The organism is Sporosarcina sp. P17b (assembly GCF_002743115.1).
In the GTDB taxonomy this organism is placed as follows: Bacteria; Bacillota; Bacilli; order Bacillales_A; family Planococcaceae; genus Sporosarcina; species Sporosarcina ureae_C.
The window spans coordinates 282,954-296,591 of the sequence record NZ_PDYP01000003.1 but is presented as its reverse complement, the minus strand read 5'-3'; the positions used below and the strand labels follow the sequence as shown (position 1 = coordinate 296,591).

At 40.8% G+C, this 13,638-nt stretch carries 13 protein-coding genes; 11 read left to right on the top strand and 2 right to left on the bottom strand.

Annotated elements, in window-relative coordinates:
• The first annotated feature begins 7 nt into the window (after positions 1-7).
• The 5 genes from CSV76_RS05485 to CSV76_RS05465 all read left to right on the top strand — a co-directional run bounded on the left by CSV76_RS05485 (position 8) and on the right by CSV76_RS05465 (position 4,035).
• Positions 8-973 carry a FecCD family ABC transporter permease gene (locus tag CSV76_RS05485; protein ID WP_099624923.1) on the top strand — a complete coding sequence of 322 codons (966 nt, stop codon included), beginning with the start codon at positions 8-10 and terminating at the stop codon, positions 971-973.
• A gap of 6 nt (positions 974-979) precedes the next feature.
• Positions 980-1,750, top strand: coding sequence for an ABC transporter ATP-binding protein (locus CSV76_RS05480; RefSeq protein ID WP_085427661.1), 771 nt, complete (start codon positions 980-982; stop codon positions 1,748-1,750).
• 11 nt (positions 1,751-1,761) lie between these two features.
• On the top strand, positions 1,762-2,538 hold the full coding sequence (gene srtB / locus CSV76_RS05475) for a class B sortase (protein WP_085427660.1): 777 nt from the start codon (positions 1,762-1,764) through the stop codon (positions 2,536-2,538).
• 110 nt (positions 2,539-2,648) lie between these two features.
• Positions 2,649-3,269, top strand: a complete 621-nt coding sequence (locus CSV76_RS05470; RefSeq protein WP_099624922.1) for an NUDIX hydrolase — start codon at positions 2,649-2,651, stop codon at positions 3,267-3,269.
• 19 nt (positions 3,270-3,288) lie between these two features.
• Positions 3,289-4,035, top strand: coding sequence for an alpha/beta hydrolase (locus tag CSV76_RS05465; RefSeq protein WP_099624921.1), 747 nt, complete (start codon positions 3,289-3,291; stop codon positions 4,033-4,035).
• 322 nt (positions 4,036-4,357) lie between these two features.
• Here the strand turns inward: CSV76_RS05465 and CSV76_RS05460 are convergent, their stop codons facing one another.
• Positions 4,358-4,780, bottom strand: coding sequence for an organic hydroperoxide resistance protein (locus tag CSV76_RS05460; RefSeq protein ID WP_085427657.1), 423 nt, complete (start codon positions 4,778-4,780; stop codon positions 4,358-4,360).
• A 162-nt stretch (positions 4,781-4,942) separates the two neighbouring features.
• On the opposite strand from CSV76_RS05460, the gene CSV76_RS05455 reads away from it, so the two are divergent.
• Positions 4,943-6,136, top strand: a complete 1,194-nt coding sequence (locus CSV76_RS05455; RefSeq protein ID WP_085427656.1) for a DUF4317 domain-containing protein — start codon at positions 4,943-4,945, stop codon at positions 6,134-6,136.
• Positions 6,137-6,384: 248 nt separating this feature from the next.
• Positions 6,385-7,896 carry a malate:quinone oxidoreductase gene (locus CSV76_RS05450; protein WP_099624920.1) on the top strand — a complete coding sequence of 504 codons (1,512 nt, stop codon included), beginning with the start codon at positions 6,385-6,387 and terminating at the stop codon, positions 7,894-7,896.
• A 150-nt stretch (positions 7,897-8,046) separates the two neighbouring features.
• Here CSV76_RS05450 and CSV76_RS05445 read toward each other — a convergent pair whose 3' ends face one another.
• Positions 8,047-8,583, bottom strand: a complete 537-nt coding sequence (locus CSV76_RS05445) for an ECF transporter S component (RefSeq protein ID WP_085427654.1) — start codon at positions 8,581-8,583, stop codon at positions 8,047-8,049.
• A gap of 175 nt (positions 8,584-8,758) precedes the next feature.
• Here CSV76_RS05445 and CSV76_RS05440 point away from each other — a divergent pair, with 175 nt between their 5' ends.
• The 4 genes from CSV76_RS05440 to CSV76_RS05425 all read left to right on the top strand — a co-directional run bounded on the left by CSV76_RS05440 (position 8,759) and on the right by CSV76_RS05425 (position 13,623).
• Positions 8,759-9,469 (top strand): polysaccharide deacetylase family protein, encoded by a 711-nt coding sequence (locus CSV76_RS05440; RefSeq protein ID WP_099624919.1) that lies wholly within the window; start codon positions 8,759-8,761, stop codon positions 9,467-9,469.
• Between the two features lie 229 nt (positions 9,470-9,698).
• A complete protein-coding gene (locus tag CSV76_RS05435) occupies positions 9,699-11,219 on the top strand; it encodes a phytoene desaturase family protein (protein WP_099624918.1) in 1,521 nt (506 codons plus the stop codon).
• Positions 11,220-11,232: 13 nt separating this feature from the next.
• The gene (locus CSV76_RS05430) at positions 11,233-12,096 is read left to right on the top strand and encodes a phytoene/squalene synthase family protein (protein WP_085427651.1); all 864 of its coding nucleotides are present in this window, start codon (positions 11,233-11,235) and stop codon (positions 12,094-12,096) included.
• An 18-nt stretch (positions 12,097-12,114) separates the two neighbouring features.
• On the top strand, positions 12,115-13,623 hold the full coding sequence (locus CSV76_RS05425; RefSeq protein ID WP_099624917.1) for a phytoene desaturase family protein: 1,509 nt from the start codon (positions 12,115-12,117) through the stop codon (positions 13,621-13,623).
• The last annotated feature ends 15 nt before the right edge of the window (positions 13,624-13,638 follow it).

The following is a 13,638-nucleotide window of genomic DNA, read 5'->3' as shown; positions in this document are numbered from 1 at the left end:
GTCCGTCATGAGAAAAAGAATAACTAGTTATATAATCGTATCCCTGTTGCTTGTCGTAACTATCGTGTATTCAGCTACGACAGGCAGCATCAAAATGGGATTCTTTGAATTTTTTGGTGCACTCTTTGAACAAGGTAACAGTCAGATGGAAGCGATTCGTGATTTGCGCTTTCCGCGCATGATTGTCGCAATATTTGCAGGTGCGGCATTATCGGTATCGGGTGTCTTGCTACAGTCTGTCATGCGTAACCCATTGGCCGATGCAGGGATTATCGGAATATCTTCCGGTGCGGCGTTTGTACAGTTATTCATTATCTCATTCTTCCCGGCGCTCTTTTTCATGACGCCTTTATTTGCATTTATGGGCGGTGCATTCGCTTGTTTTCTAGTGTTTGCACTATCGTGGAAATCGGGTCTTAGCCCGTTAAAATTAATTCTTGTTGGAATCGCGATCAATGCTATGTTCACGGGACTCACTGAAGCTTTCATCAGCTTTGGTGGTTCATTAAATGTCTCAGCTTCCAGTATCATCGGTTCAAATTTGACGATGCGTACATGGAGTGATGTCTCGACGATTGCGACGTACGGAACGATCGGATTGGTGTTAGCTTTTGCATTATACAGCTGGTGTAACTTATTGGTGTTGCAAGATAAGACAGCAAAAAGTATTGGCTTCCATGTTGCACGTGCCCGTTTAATTATAGCGGCAGTAGCAGTGTTGTTGGCAGCGATATCGGTTGTAGTGGCGGGTGTGATTTCGTTTGTTGGATTGCTTGTGCCACACATTGCCCGTAGGTTAGTAGGGTATGATCACAAGGTGCTCATACCATTCACTGCACTTTTAGGGGCGTTGATTATTCTACTTGCGGATACACTGGGGCGTACAATAGTAGCGCCGCTTGAAATACCAGCCTCAACGCTGATGGCGATTATTGGCGGACCGTTCTTAATATTCTTACTGCGAAAAGAGTGACTTGTTATGGAAATGAAGCGCATTATTGTATCACACGATAATATAACGAATCATTTGGATGACGTTTCTACGTCTATTTCTAAAGGGAAAGTTACAACGATTATCGGCCCGAATGGTTGTGGGAAATCGACATTACTCAGCGTTCTATCGAGAAGCAATATGCCAAAGTCGGGCACAACTTCACTCGAGAATCGTGACTTGGTGATGTTTAAGCCGAAAGAATTCGCAAAAAAACTAGCTATTGTGTATCAGCAGAATGAAGTGCCAAAAGACTTGACGATTGAAAAATTGGTCAGCTTTGGCCGGTTGCCTCATAAAACATTATTGCAGCGAAATCAGCAAGAAGATCAAAAGGCTATAGATTGGGCATTGTCCGTCACGAATCTGACAGACAAGCGGCATAAAGACTTAGAGGCATTATCTGGCGGAGAGCGTCAACGTGTATGGATTGCCATGGCACTTGCACAGCAATCGGAAATACTATGCTTGGATGAGCCGACCACCTATTTGGATATTTATTATCAGATTGAATTATTGGAGCTCGTAAAGTCACTAAATGAAGACTATGGATTGACGATCATCATGGTATTGCATGATATCAATCAGGCAATTCGATATAGCGATGAAATTATAATGATGAAGAATGGTCGCATTATTGCAGAAGGTCCACCGCGTGAGGTCATTACAAAGGATGTCATTAAAGAAGTGTATGGAGTCAATGCCGTATTCAAGGAAGATGACGAATTAGGCCTTTACATGATGTCCCTTGGCATTTAGGGGGGAAGCTGATGAAAAAACGTCTGTCGAAACTGTTGCCTTTCGTTTATCTGGCAGTCTTTCTCTACTCAGGCTATTTACTCGTACAGTATTTGTACACTTACGTGGAATCAGCCAGTTCGTTAAAAGATACGCAACAAATATATGAGACAGCTCTTGAAGATACGAAGCAACTAGCTGTAGCGGAAGAAACGTCGCAAGAACATTCGTTAGGTGAGTATTCAATGCGTAGGCAATTTGAAAAATTGCATAAAGTGAATGAGGATATTGTCGGATGGGTGTCTGTGGAAGGTACCAAGTTACATAATCCCATACTGCAAGCTGAAGACAATGACTATTACTTAAATCGAAACTTTACTCGAGAAAGTAGCCGTGCGGGAAGTGTCTTTATGGATTTTCGTAATGATATCCAAGACATGAGTCAAAACACGGTTCTCTATGGCCATGCAATGAGAAATGATACGATGTTCGGTAGTTTGAAAAAATTTGGTGAACAAGACTATGCAGACGCACACCCTATTATTTATGTCGATACGTTATATGATGGCTATGATATTGAAGTATTCGCAGCCTATGAAACGACGATTGATTTTTATTATATTGAAACAGACTTTCAGACGAATGAAGAATTCAGTGAGTTTTTAGGAGAAGTTGAAGCACGGTCGCTAATCGATATGCCTGTTGAAGTCGGACCTGAAGATCGAATTGTCACGCTGTCTACGTGTAATAACTCTGTGAATAGTAAAGATAAACGATATGTAGTGCAAGGGAAACTCGTGAAGCGCTGACATATATTGATAATATGGAGAGTTGCTCTTTACGAGTAGCTCTTTTTAATTTCTTTAAGGATTCGTCTGGTAATGATACGATAGATGAAAACAATGAGGTGGGGGACTTCATGGACTTAGAGCAACTACAAAATAAATTATTCGATAACAAATCCTTATTTATTGGGGAAGAGACAGCATTCCGTTCAGCCGTTATTATTCCGTTAGTAGAAGCGGATGGAGAATGGCATGTACTATTTGAAGTGCGTTCTTTCACGATGAGAAAGCAACCGGGTGATATTAGCTTTCCGGGTGGCAAAATAGATATAACAGACGCATCACCGATGGAAGCTGCTTTACGAGAGACACAGGAAGAGCTTGGAGTTAATCCGAAGACGGTGCAAGTACTAGGAGAGTTAAGTCCATATATAGCATCGCCTTCATTCGTTGTCTATCCGTTTGTGGCAGTCGTTGATTACAATGAAATTATTCGTAGCTATAATAAAGACGAAGTGGAAGAAGTGTTTGCGATTCCACTGGACTGGTTGATAGAACATGAGCCCTATATGCATACCGTAGCAGTCGAAACAGCACTACCGGATAATTTCCCATTCGAAAAGATTATGAACGGGAATCAATATAAATTTAGAAGCCATTCACTTGAAGAATGGTTTTATGAATATGGCAATTATACCGTTTGGGGTTTGACGGCTAGAGTGTTAAAGCATTTCATCGAGATCATGAAGAAATAAACTGGAATGAGGATCGAGTATGAAACAAAAGAAGTCGTGGAAGTTTAAGTTATTTATTGGACTCGCTATTTTCCTATTGATCATCGCGGTTGGTTTCTTCGTATTTGCTAGCTTTTATTATAAAGCGCAGTCTTACGCAGAAGATCATTTGCAATCAGATTCGGAAGTAACAGTTGAAAATGAAAAAGAGTTGGTGTTTGAACCGACTTCGAATAAAAAGAATATCGGTTTTATTTTTTATCAAGGTGCAAAAGTAGAGGCGGAAGCCTACGCCCCGATGGCAAAAGAGCTGGCAAAAGAAGGTTATACTGTGGTCATTCCTCACTTGCCGTTGAAGATGGCTATCTTTTCACCTGATCGAGCGGATAAAGTCATACGCAAGCATCCTGAAATTACTACATGGGCGATTGGTGGGCATTCTTTAGGCGGTATCACGGCGTCTGATTATGCATTACGTCACGATGAGATTGCTGGGCTAGTGTTGTTGGCCTCTTATCCTGGGAGTCACACTGATTTGAGTGAAACGTCGGTGGATGTGTTGTCGATTTGGGCGAGTCGTGATGAAGTGGCAGATGCGAAGGCTATTAAAGCGGCGAAGGCTAGTATGCCTAGTGATGCGAAGTTCTTGGAGATAAAGGGCGGTAATCATGCGGGGTTTGGTGATTACGGCGAGCAGAAGGGTGACGGCAAGGCTACTATATCGAATGAAGAGCAGATGACTCAGACGACTACTGCTATTTTGGAGTTACTTGATAGATTGAAATAAGTTAGTAGGGCATATTCAGTAGAATTAGTGAGGTGGGGGCACCGTTGATCGACACTCCAGGCGAACGCTTTCCCATGGGCGTGGCTTGAGCCGCTGATCCATCGGGGAGTCACCGCCTTCCACTTACGATCAACTAGTTTATTTCTCTATTACTAGCGATAGGTAAAGACTTAGTTGTTTAATACTTACTAAACGAGAGCTATTTGCTAGCGCTGAAGTAGGTTCAACGACGTTACATCCTATACTATGTTAAAAAGCTGTCCCGGAAATCGTCATAACGAATTCGGGGACAGCTCTATCTTGTGTTCGTACGATTTTGTAATCAGGCTACTGTTAATGTAACGGCAATATTATCTCTTGTAGCTTTAGAGTAAGGGCAGACTTGGTGTGCTTTTTCTACTAGTTCTTCTAGTTGTGCTTTTTCAATGTCTGTACCTTTTACTTGTAGTTCTACTTCTAGCTTGAAGCCACCGTCCGATTCGTCTTTACACAGGCTGACGTTTGCTGTGACTTCGGAAGAGAATTTAACGCGTTCTTTGCTTGCGACGAGTTGAAGTGCGCTGTCAAAACAAGCCGCGTAACCCGCAGCGAATAATTGCTCGGGGTTAGTAGAGCGCTCTAATTCTTTCGCTCGTTTTGTTCCAGGCATTGCCGTATCGAATTCAACTACTTGATCGGAAGACGCAACATGACCTTCTCTTCCCCCGTTAGCAGTTGCTGTGGCTGTAAATAGTTTTTCTGACATGAAATCACTACTCCTTGTATACATTTTTTAGTCTCACTCCATTGTGTACCCGTTTTTTCGTTTTTTATGTACAATTTATTTAATTTTTTCCAGATAAGTGTGATAACATCATCCAACGTGTTGAATCAATTCATTTAAATCAGTTAGGAAGTGGGAACGAAAATGAATAAGAACGATATTGCAGATATTCGTAAACGATTTAAATTAGATACAGATCTTCTAACAATCACTGATATTTACCATGTGTATATTAGACAGGAAAGCAGTGAGATTTATCATGAGGAAAGTCAGGCCTTTGCTTTGCTGGACCGTGAACAACAGGAATTATTCATGACGAACTTCAAGAAAGTACTTGGCGGTAAGCTAGGTATGAAGTTATTTGAAGTGAAGTTCGAACGTCAGGAAGAAGAGCCTAATGAGGAACACACACAAAAGTTATTGTATGAAGGTTTGCAGGCAGAAGAAGTAGATGATTGGAAAACTGAGATGCAGCATTTGGCATTGAAGATGGTGAAAGATGTCCAATATGAAAAAGATCTTGTCATCACATTTGTTCGTGGGAACTACTTTAAAAAGACCAAACGTAACAGTGAAGAGACAGAAATCGATATGCGTGATGAAGTGTTTACGACACCGTTTATTCTATGCAGTATGAATCACACCGACTTGCCGAAGCGCTCTATCGTATTTGATTTTCAAGAGCGTGAATTTAAATCGAATACGATGCTTGATCCTATCATTAATCTAGCATCACCCATCGGCGGCTTTCTCTTCCCTTGCTTTACAGACAATTCGGCTGATGTAAACCATGTCTTGTATGCAGCCGGTAAAGCGAATAAGCCCGATTATGCGTTTATAGAGAATGTCTTGAATGGAGAAGAAGTAGTTACTGCTGCTGACGATAAAGCTGTTTTCGAGGAGATCGTTAAACAAGTAGTGGGTGGCGAAGTAGATACGGAAACGCTAGGCAATGTCTATGAGGCAATCTACAGGTTGACTGTAGTGGATGAAGAAGAGGAAGAACCGGAAGAGCCACCAGTAATTGATGCGAAGCAAGTAGAACGTGTCTTGAAAATGAGCGGTGTCGACTACGTCAATACAGAAGCGGTAGAAACGGCTTTCCAAACTATAGTCGATGACACATCTTATGAAATGAAGGCGGCTCACATTGTCCCTAGCTATACATCGAAGTCAATCAAAATTGAAACCAAAGTGGCCAATATTTCAATCAGTCCACAAGACTTGAAATATGTGAAGCAGGTCAACTATGATGGCAAGCAATGTATTTTGATTGAAGTAGAAGAAGATACGATTATTGAAGGATTTAAAGTGATTTCAGAAGATCTATTAACATGAAATTTCTCAATGCTAAAATAAAAAGAAAATATAACAGAATTCTGACACTTTATTGTGATTATCTTCACAAACAAACAGACAAGTCTCTTTAAACCTCGTTATATTTGATGTATACTAGAAAAGATGGTAGTAGTTGTATGGTCAAACCAAGACAGAATAAAGTGCTCCTAGTACGCGCCATGTATGCTGTGACGCCTTATTTAGGAACATTTACGTTTCTGTAAATTTCACATATAAGGAAGGTCAAAATGAGTAATAGACAAACTAAATCAGATGTTATTTTAATTGGTGCCGGAATTATGAGTGCGACACTAGGAACGATGCTAAAGGAATTAGCGCCAGACTGGAACATCTCCTTGTTCGAGAAACTGGATAGAGCAGGTGAAGAAAGCTCGCATGAGATGAATAATGCAGGAACAGGTCACGCAGCATTGTGTGAACTGAATTACACTTCTGAAAGACCGGATGGTACTGTAGATATTGCGAAAGCGGTTAAAGTAAACGAGCAATTCCAGCTTTCTATGCAGTTTTGGTCACATCTAGTCGAGAAAGAATTAATTAAAGATCCTGAGCAATTTATAATGCCACTGCCACACATGAGTCTTGTACAAGGTGAAGACAATGTGAAGTATTTGAAGAAGCGCTTTGAAGCGATGACAGCAAATCCACTATTCCAAGGAATGGAGTTTTCCGAAGATCCGGAGAAGTTGAAAGAGTGGATTCCGTTAATCATGAAAGACCGTACTGTCAATGAAGCAATTGCTGCAACAAAAATTGATACAGGTACGGACGTAAACTTTGGTGCGTTGACTCGTATGTTAATCGAGCACATGCAAAAAGTGGACGTTGAAGTGAACTACGGTCATCAAGTAGAAGATATCAAGCGTACAAGTGATGGCGAATGGGAATTAAAAATAAAGAATAATAAAGATGGAAAGCTTGAATTCCATAAAACTAAATTTGTTTTCATTGGTGGCGGGGGCGGAAGTCTTCCATTGCTTCAGAAAACAGGTATTCCTGAAAGTAAGCACATTGGTGGATTCCCAATTAGCGGTGTATTCATGGTTTGTAAAAACCCAGATGTCATTGCAAAGCATCATGCAAAAGTATATGGTAAAGCTAAAGTCGGTGCACCGCCAATGTCCGTTCCACACTTGGACACTCGCTATATAGACGGCGAAAAATCCTTGCTGTTTGGACCATTTGCAGGCTTCACACCGAAGTTCTTAAAAGAAGGATCTATGATGGATCTAATTGGTTCTGTAAAACCTAATAACTTAACGACTATGCTAGCATGTGGTGCAAAGAATATGTCGTTGACTAAGTATTTGGTAGAACAAGTAGTACAAACAAAAGAACAACGTATCAATGAACTGCGTGAATTTATTCCAGATGCGAAGAGCGAAGATTGGGATTTATGGACGGCGGGACAGCGTGTACAAGTTATCAAAGATACTCCAGATAGCAAAGGTACGCTACAATTTGGTACGGAACTTGTAACAGATAAGGATGGCTCAATCGCAGCATTGCTAGGAGCTTCTCCGGGAGCATCTACTGCAGTAGCAGTTATGCTGGACCTTATTAACAAGTGCTTCCCTGAGCAAGTAAGCGACTGGGAGCCGAAGTTGAAGGAGATGATTCCTTCCTTTGGTAAAGCATTAGCAGAGCATCCTGAATTATTGAAGGACATGCATGCATCTACTTCCAAAACATTAAAACTGACAGAGAATGAGCTGGAGAAAGAAGTAGTTCATAACTAATTGTTAGAATCATAAAACTCTACTACGATGTGATTCGTAGTAGAGTTTTTTTAATGAATTCACTTTTATATACACTTAACTCGTTTAGTTCTAGAAAATGAATAGTACATATAAATAAACACTACCCACTGCTTTTGCAGTGGGTAGTGTTTATTTAAACATGGAAACCTTTTTCAACATCGCACAAACCGGAATAGCAATCGCTATTCCCACTGCACATTGCACTAGATCACCTGGTATGGAAGCAAGCGGGATGATTAAACTGTTGTAGAGTATACTTTCCCCTACGTAGTAGCCTGCAACAGTGAGTGGTATCGAAATCAGCATGGCGAGTAGGTTAAATTTGAAGCTTGTTCCTTTACGGCCGTTTGACCATGCAACTTTACCAACAATATACCCTTGCAAGCCACGTGTCAGGATAGTGATAGGTGCCCACAACGCCCAGCCACTGACGAGGTCGAATAAGCCCATTCCGATAGCTCCTGCGATCATCCCTTTTTTAGGTCCGAATAAAATAGAGACAATGAACAACATGGCAGTACCGAGGTGAATCAGTCCACCGTTTCCAAGAGGCAGCTTAATATTAAGTAAAAGTGTAGCGACGAACACGAGTGATGCAAGCATGGACGTCAGTATTAAATCAAATGTCTTTGTTCGTTGCGTAGGATAACTTTGTGTTTTCTGCATGGTCTGTACCATCCTCACGTATAAAAGTATTAGATTTAGAATAAAGGGAATCTGATACTTTAAAAAGAGTCAATACAGGATAAAGTTTAGTGGTCAGAATAGAATGGATACATAGTTATGATTTTGAATTACGAATAAATACACTTTATACTAAAGAAAAAGGAAGTGAGTTAGTATGAAAAAACAAAACATTGCCTGGATTGCAGGAGCAGCTGCACTTCTTCCTTTTGCCTATGGCATGGGAGCTACCGCCTTGATCGGGTCAACAGGGTACCGAGTCATGAAACGTCTGCCAGAACGAAGAGGCATTGCTTTAACGTTTGACGATGGACCCAATCCCGTTTACACAATGCAACTGCTCGATTTACTTAAGCAACATCAAATCAAAGCAACATTCTTCGTAGTGGGTCAACATGTTCGTGACTATCCTGAGGTTGTCGAACGTATGCACAAAGAAGGTCATCAAATCGGTATTCATCACGACAACCATACATCTAGCTGGTTGCTAACGCCTTCTATGTTGTCACGAGAAATTAAGGAAACCCATCGTGCCATCTTCGATATTTCAGGGGAATCACCAACAGTATACAGACCGCCATGGGGTTTTATGAACGCAGCAACACTATTCGTCACCAGACCGTATCAAATCGTCCTCTGGTCACACGTCTTCAAAGACTGGAAAATAAATAGTTGCGAGCAAGGACTACTAGAAGGCTTGCGTAACGTCCCAGCTGACGGTTCAATTATTTTACTACACGACGACGGCACTAACCGAGGTGCCGATGACCGTGCACCAGCTCATATGTTGGACAAGCTCTCTATTTACTTAGATGAAGCTGTAGTAAAGGGTATAGAATTTGTTTCTGTTAATAAGAGTAACTTGTAGTTTTTCTGTATAAATCTACAATAGATTACATGAAAAAGCCCCTAATCTTGCTATGAGATTAGGGGCTTTTTCACGTAATTTTAAAAATGCTAACTCTACTACTTGTGAAAAATCTTATAATAGTGTATAACCATTGTATAAGGTTTTATTGCGAAACTTGTAATTATTCCATTGATTATACAACTCTGTACAATGTTTGTTTCACACTAGAAGTGAGGAGATGTAAAAAATGAAGAAAAAGGTAAACGTAATTGGCGCGGGTGTAGCAGGACTCGCGAGTGCCACCCGACTTCAACACGCGGGTTATCAAGTAGAGCTATTTGAGAAGGAATCTATGGCTGGAGGTAAGATGCACCGTATTCAACAAGACGGCTATCAATTCGATTTAGGGCCCACCATTGTAATGATGCCTGATCTATATAAAGAAATTTTTTATCTGTGTGGAAAAGACCCCGATGACTATATTCCTATGGAACGTTTAGATCCAATGTATAGCGTATACTTTGGCGACAAACCACAGGATCACTATGAAATCTCTGCTGAACTATCAAAACTGATGGAAGTGTTCGAAGGAATAAGCGAAGATGACGCGGCTGGATTCCTAGAATACTTGCAAGTGATTTATAAGCGTTTCCTAGTGGCGAAAGAACATTTCTTGCAGAAGCCATTCCGTAAACCATCGGATTTCTATAACTTGTCTGTACTTAAACAAGGTTTGAAGCTGAAGACGTTTGACACAGCGGATGCATTTATGAGCAAGTACATTAAAGATGAACGTCTAAAGCAGATGATCAGTTTCCAGACATTATATATTGGGGTTTCTCCTTATAGTGGACCGTCACTATATACGATGATTCCGATGATCGAATTCCTCTACGGTGTCTGGTTTATTAAAGGCGGAATGTACACTATGGCATCATCGCTTGAGCGTTTGTTCCTAGAGCTTGGTGGCAAAGTACATTACAATACACCGGTCGAGGAGATAGTCATTGAAAATAGAGTAGCAAAAGGTATACAAGTTGCGGGTGAGTTCATCGAATCCGATTATGTAATGTGCAATGCGGACTTCCCATACGCAATGAAAAATTTGGTGAAAGATGTGCCTTCTAAAGGGAAGTACACAGATAAGAAAATAGATAATATGAAATACTCTTGTTCATGCTTCCTGATGTATCTCGGAATGGATAAGAAATATGAAGAAATAAAGACTGCACACAACTTTATCTTCAATGAGAAGTTGAGAGAAAACTTGGATGATATTTTTACTGGTAAGAAACTAGAAGAGGCATCTTTCTACGTTTATATTGGCTCCAAGTTGGATCCTTCATTGGCACCTGAAGGTAAAGATGGTTTGTATATTCTAGTACCTGTTTCCGACCGTTCATGTTCACAATACGAGTGGGATGAAGAAACAATCCAGCATTATCGCCACTACGTTCTAGAAGCATTGAAGAAAGTAAAAGGCTTTGAAAACGTGGAAAATGAAATTGTGTCTGAAAGCTTTATGACGCCGAAAGACTTTGAAGAACGTTTCAACGCACAAAATGGTGCAACATTCGGGTTGCAGCCAACACTTAGCCAAAGTAATCATTTACGTCCACAAAGTAAAGCAACGCATTGTGAAAATTTATACTTTACAGGTAGTAGTACACATCCAGGTGCAGGGGTGCCGATTGTTCTTCTTTCCGCACGAATCGCGACAGAAGAACTCATGCATGATGATAGAGGTATATTATTCCAAGCAACTTGAGAGGAGAATTCATATGGTAATCGATCGATCATCGACTATAGCTTCTGACTATGCCTATTGTGAAAAAATCATCAAGCGTCATTCAAAGAGCTTTTATTACGCGTTCTCAAATCTACCAAAAGATAAAGCACGCGCAGTATATGCTATCTATGCCTTTTGCCGAACTGCAGATGATAGTGTAGATGAAAATAATACAAGCGGTTTACAACTTATTGCGTTGGATCGATTGACAGATGAACTCAATCATTTTGCAAAAGGCCAAGAAGTAGATCATCCATTATGGAGAGCTTTACGTGACGTATTCAATCGTTTCGATATGGACTTACAACCGTTTTATGAACAACTGACAGGGCAACGTATGGATATTCATTTTATGAGCCCATCGAATCTTAGTTCATTGGAAACGTATAGTAAGTATGTGGCAGGTTCTGTAGGAAAAATGTTATTACCCATTATTGCGAGTAACGCTAAGACGGACTTGAATCGCGTGGCGGAAGATCTCGGCATTGCAATGCAACTAACAAATATCCTTCGTGATGTCGGTGAAGATTACCGAGACAAAGGTCGTATTTACTTGCCACAAGAGGAAATGGAACGCTATAAGTATAGTGAAGTTTTTTTGTCAGAAGGGCAAATCACAAAGAACTTTGTGGCTATGTGGGAATATCTTGCGAAACGTGCGGAGAACTTATATGACAATTTCACGCAACATATTGGAGAATTCGATGAGGATAGCCGTTTTCCCGTATTATCGTCAGCACATGTTTATCAAGGAATATTAAATAGTGTACGAAAAAGTGGATACGATTGTTTTAATCAGAAAAATTATGTGTCAGCGGTGGAAATGGCAAAGTTAGTTGCCCGTGCGAGCATGTAAGAAGGAGAGTGGCCCTATATGTTGGAAAACCAAAAACGCGTAGTGGTGATTGGCGGTGGCCTAGGTGGGCTGTCGGCTGCTATTTCATTAGCGCAACGTGATTATTCTGTAACCTTGTATGAACAAAACAATCATCTAGGTGGAAAATTAAATCGCTTGGAGCAAGACGGTTTCGGTTTCGATTTGGGCCCTTCCATTTTGACGATGCCGCATATTTTCGAAAAGCTGTTTGAGGATAGTGGGAAGTGTATGTCAGATTACGTAAAAATACTTAGATTAGAGCGTGAATGGCGTTCTTTCTTCCCCGACGGAACAGTGCTCGATTTATATGGTGATTTACAAAAGATGGAGCAGATGAACCCACAGTTATCACATAAGGATATGAAAGATTATCAGAAGTTCCTGAACTATTCTAAAGGTCTGTATGACATGACGGAAGCGGGCTACTTCAAAGAAGGACTGGACTCCACGAGTGAAGTGATTAAACATCATGGTGCACTCAAGTCGATTAAAGGCTTTGATCTGTTTTCTACTGTACACGGTGCAATTGACAAGCGTGTACGTAATCCGCATCTGCGCGATATGTTGTCGTACTTTATTAAATATGTTGGTTCTTCTCCTTATGACGCGCCAGCTATACTAAATATGATGGTCTATATGCAGCATGCGCAAGGTTGTTGGTATGTACCGGGCGGAATGCATCATTTAGCTAATGCACTTGTTCAATTGGCAGAAGAAGTTGGTGTCAAGCTACATACAGGGATCGGTGTTCGGAAAATGAAGACAGTTGGAGACCAAATTATTGGTGCTGAACTGGCTAACGGTGAAATAGTAGAGGCAGACTATTTCATTTCCAATATGGAAGTAATTCCGTTCTACCAGAAGATGGTCGATAGTGACCCTAAGTTCACGAAAAAACTCGAGAAGAAGTTTGAGCCATCCAGTTCAGGCTTGGTGCTTCATTTAGGCGTAAAGAAGAGCTATCCGCAACTTAATCATCACAACTTCTTCTTCTCCAAGAATCTCAAAAAGCAAATGGATAAAGTGTTTGTGAAGAAGCAATTACCTGATGACCCAACAATTTATCTTGTTAACACGAATAAAACAGATACTTCACAAACGTTACCGGGTCACGAAAATCTGAAAATCCTACCGCATATTCCATATATTCAAGACAACCCATTTACGCCAGCGGATTATTTGAAGCTTGAGAATAACGTGTTAGAAAAGCTTGAGCGTATGGGGCTAGAAGGTTTACGTGAGAACATCGTAACGCGTGATGTCTGGACGCCTCATGATATTGAACGCACATATGGCTCTCACCGTGGAGCGATTTATGGGACGGTATCGGATAAAAAGAAGAATAAAGGATTCAAACACTCGAAGCATAGTGAACGCTTTGATAATTTGTACTTTGTTGGCGGTACAGTCAATCCAGGTGGCGGTATGCCCATGGTGACGCTAAGTGGTCAACAAGTATGCGATAAGATCCTGACGCGTGATATGGTGAAACGGTCACGATCATAAAGGAATGATACAGAG

Bases quoted from the DNA above. Each gene is read 5' to 3' on its own strand.
- CSV76_RS05485 (WP_099624923.1), top strand. From the start codon at position 8: ATGAGAAAAAGAATAACTAGTTATATAATCGTATCCCTGTTGCTTGTC.
- CSV76_RS05480 (WP_085427661.1), top strand. From the start codon at position 980: ATGGAAATGAAGCGCATTATTGTATCACACGATAATATAACGAATCAT.
- srtB (WP_085427660.1), top strand. From the start codon at position 1,762: ATGAAAAAACGTCTGTCGAAACTGTTGCCTTTCGTTTATCTGGCAGTC.
- CSV76_RS05470 (WP_099624922.1), top strand. From the start codon at position 2,649: ATGGACTTAGAGCAACTACAAAATAAATTATTCGATAACAAATCCTTA.
- CSV76_RS05465 (WP_099624921.1), top strand. From the start codon at position 3,289: ATGAAACAAAAGAAGTCGTGGAAGTTTAAGTTATTTATTGGACTCGCT.
- CSV76_RS05460 (WP_085427657.1), bottom strand. From the start codon at position 4,780: ATGTCAGAAAAACTATTTACAGCCACAGCAACTGCTAACGGGGGAAGA.
- CSV76_RS05455 (WP_085427656.1), top strand. From the start codon at position 4,943: ATGAATAAGAACGATATTGCAGATATTCGTAAACGATTTAAATTAGAT.
- CSV76_RS05450 (WP_099624920.1), top strand. From the start codon at position 6,385: ATGAGTAATAGACAAACTAAATCAGATGTTATTTTAATTGGTGCCGGA.
- CSV76_RS05445 (WP_085427654.1), bottom strand. From the start codon at position 8,583: ATGCAGAAAACACAAAGTTATCCTACGCAACGAACAAAGACATTTGAT.
- CSV76_RS05440 (WP_099624919.1), top strand. From the start codon at position 8,759: ATGAAAAAACAAAACATTGCCTGGATTGCAGGAGCAGCTGCACTTCTT.
- CSV76_RS05435 (WP_099624918.1), top strand. From the start codon at position 9,699: ATGAAGAAAAAGGTAAACGTAATTGGCGCGGGTGTAGCAGGACTCGCG.
- CSV76_RS05430 (WP_085427651.1), top strand. From the start codon at position 11,233: ATGGTAATCGATCGATCATCGACTATAGCTTCTGACTATGCCTATTGT.
- CSV76_RS05425 (WP_099624917.1), top strand. From the start codon at position 12,115: ATGTTGGAAAACCAAAAACGCGTAGTGGTGATTGGCGGTGGCCTAGGT.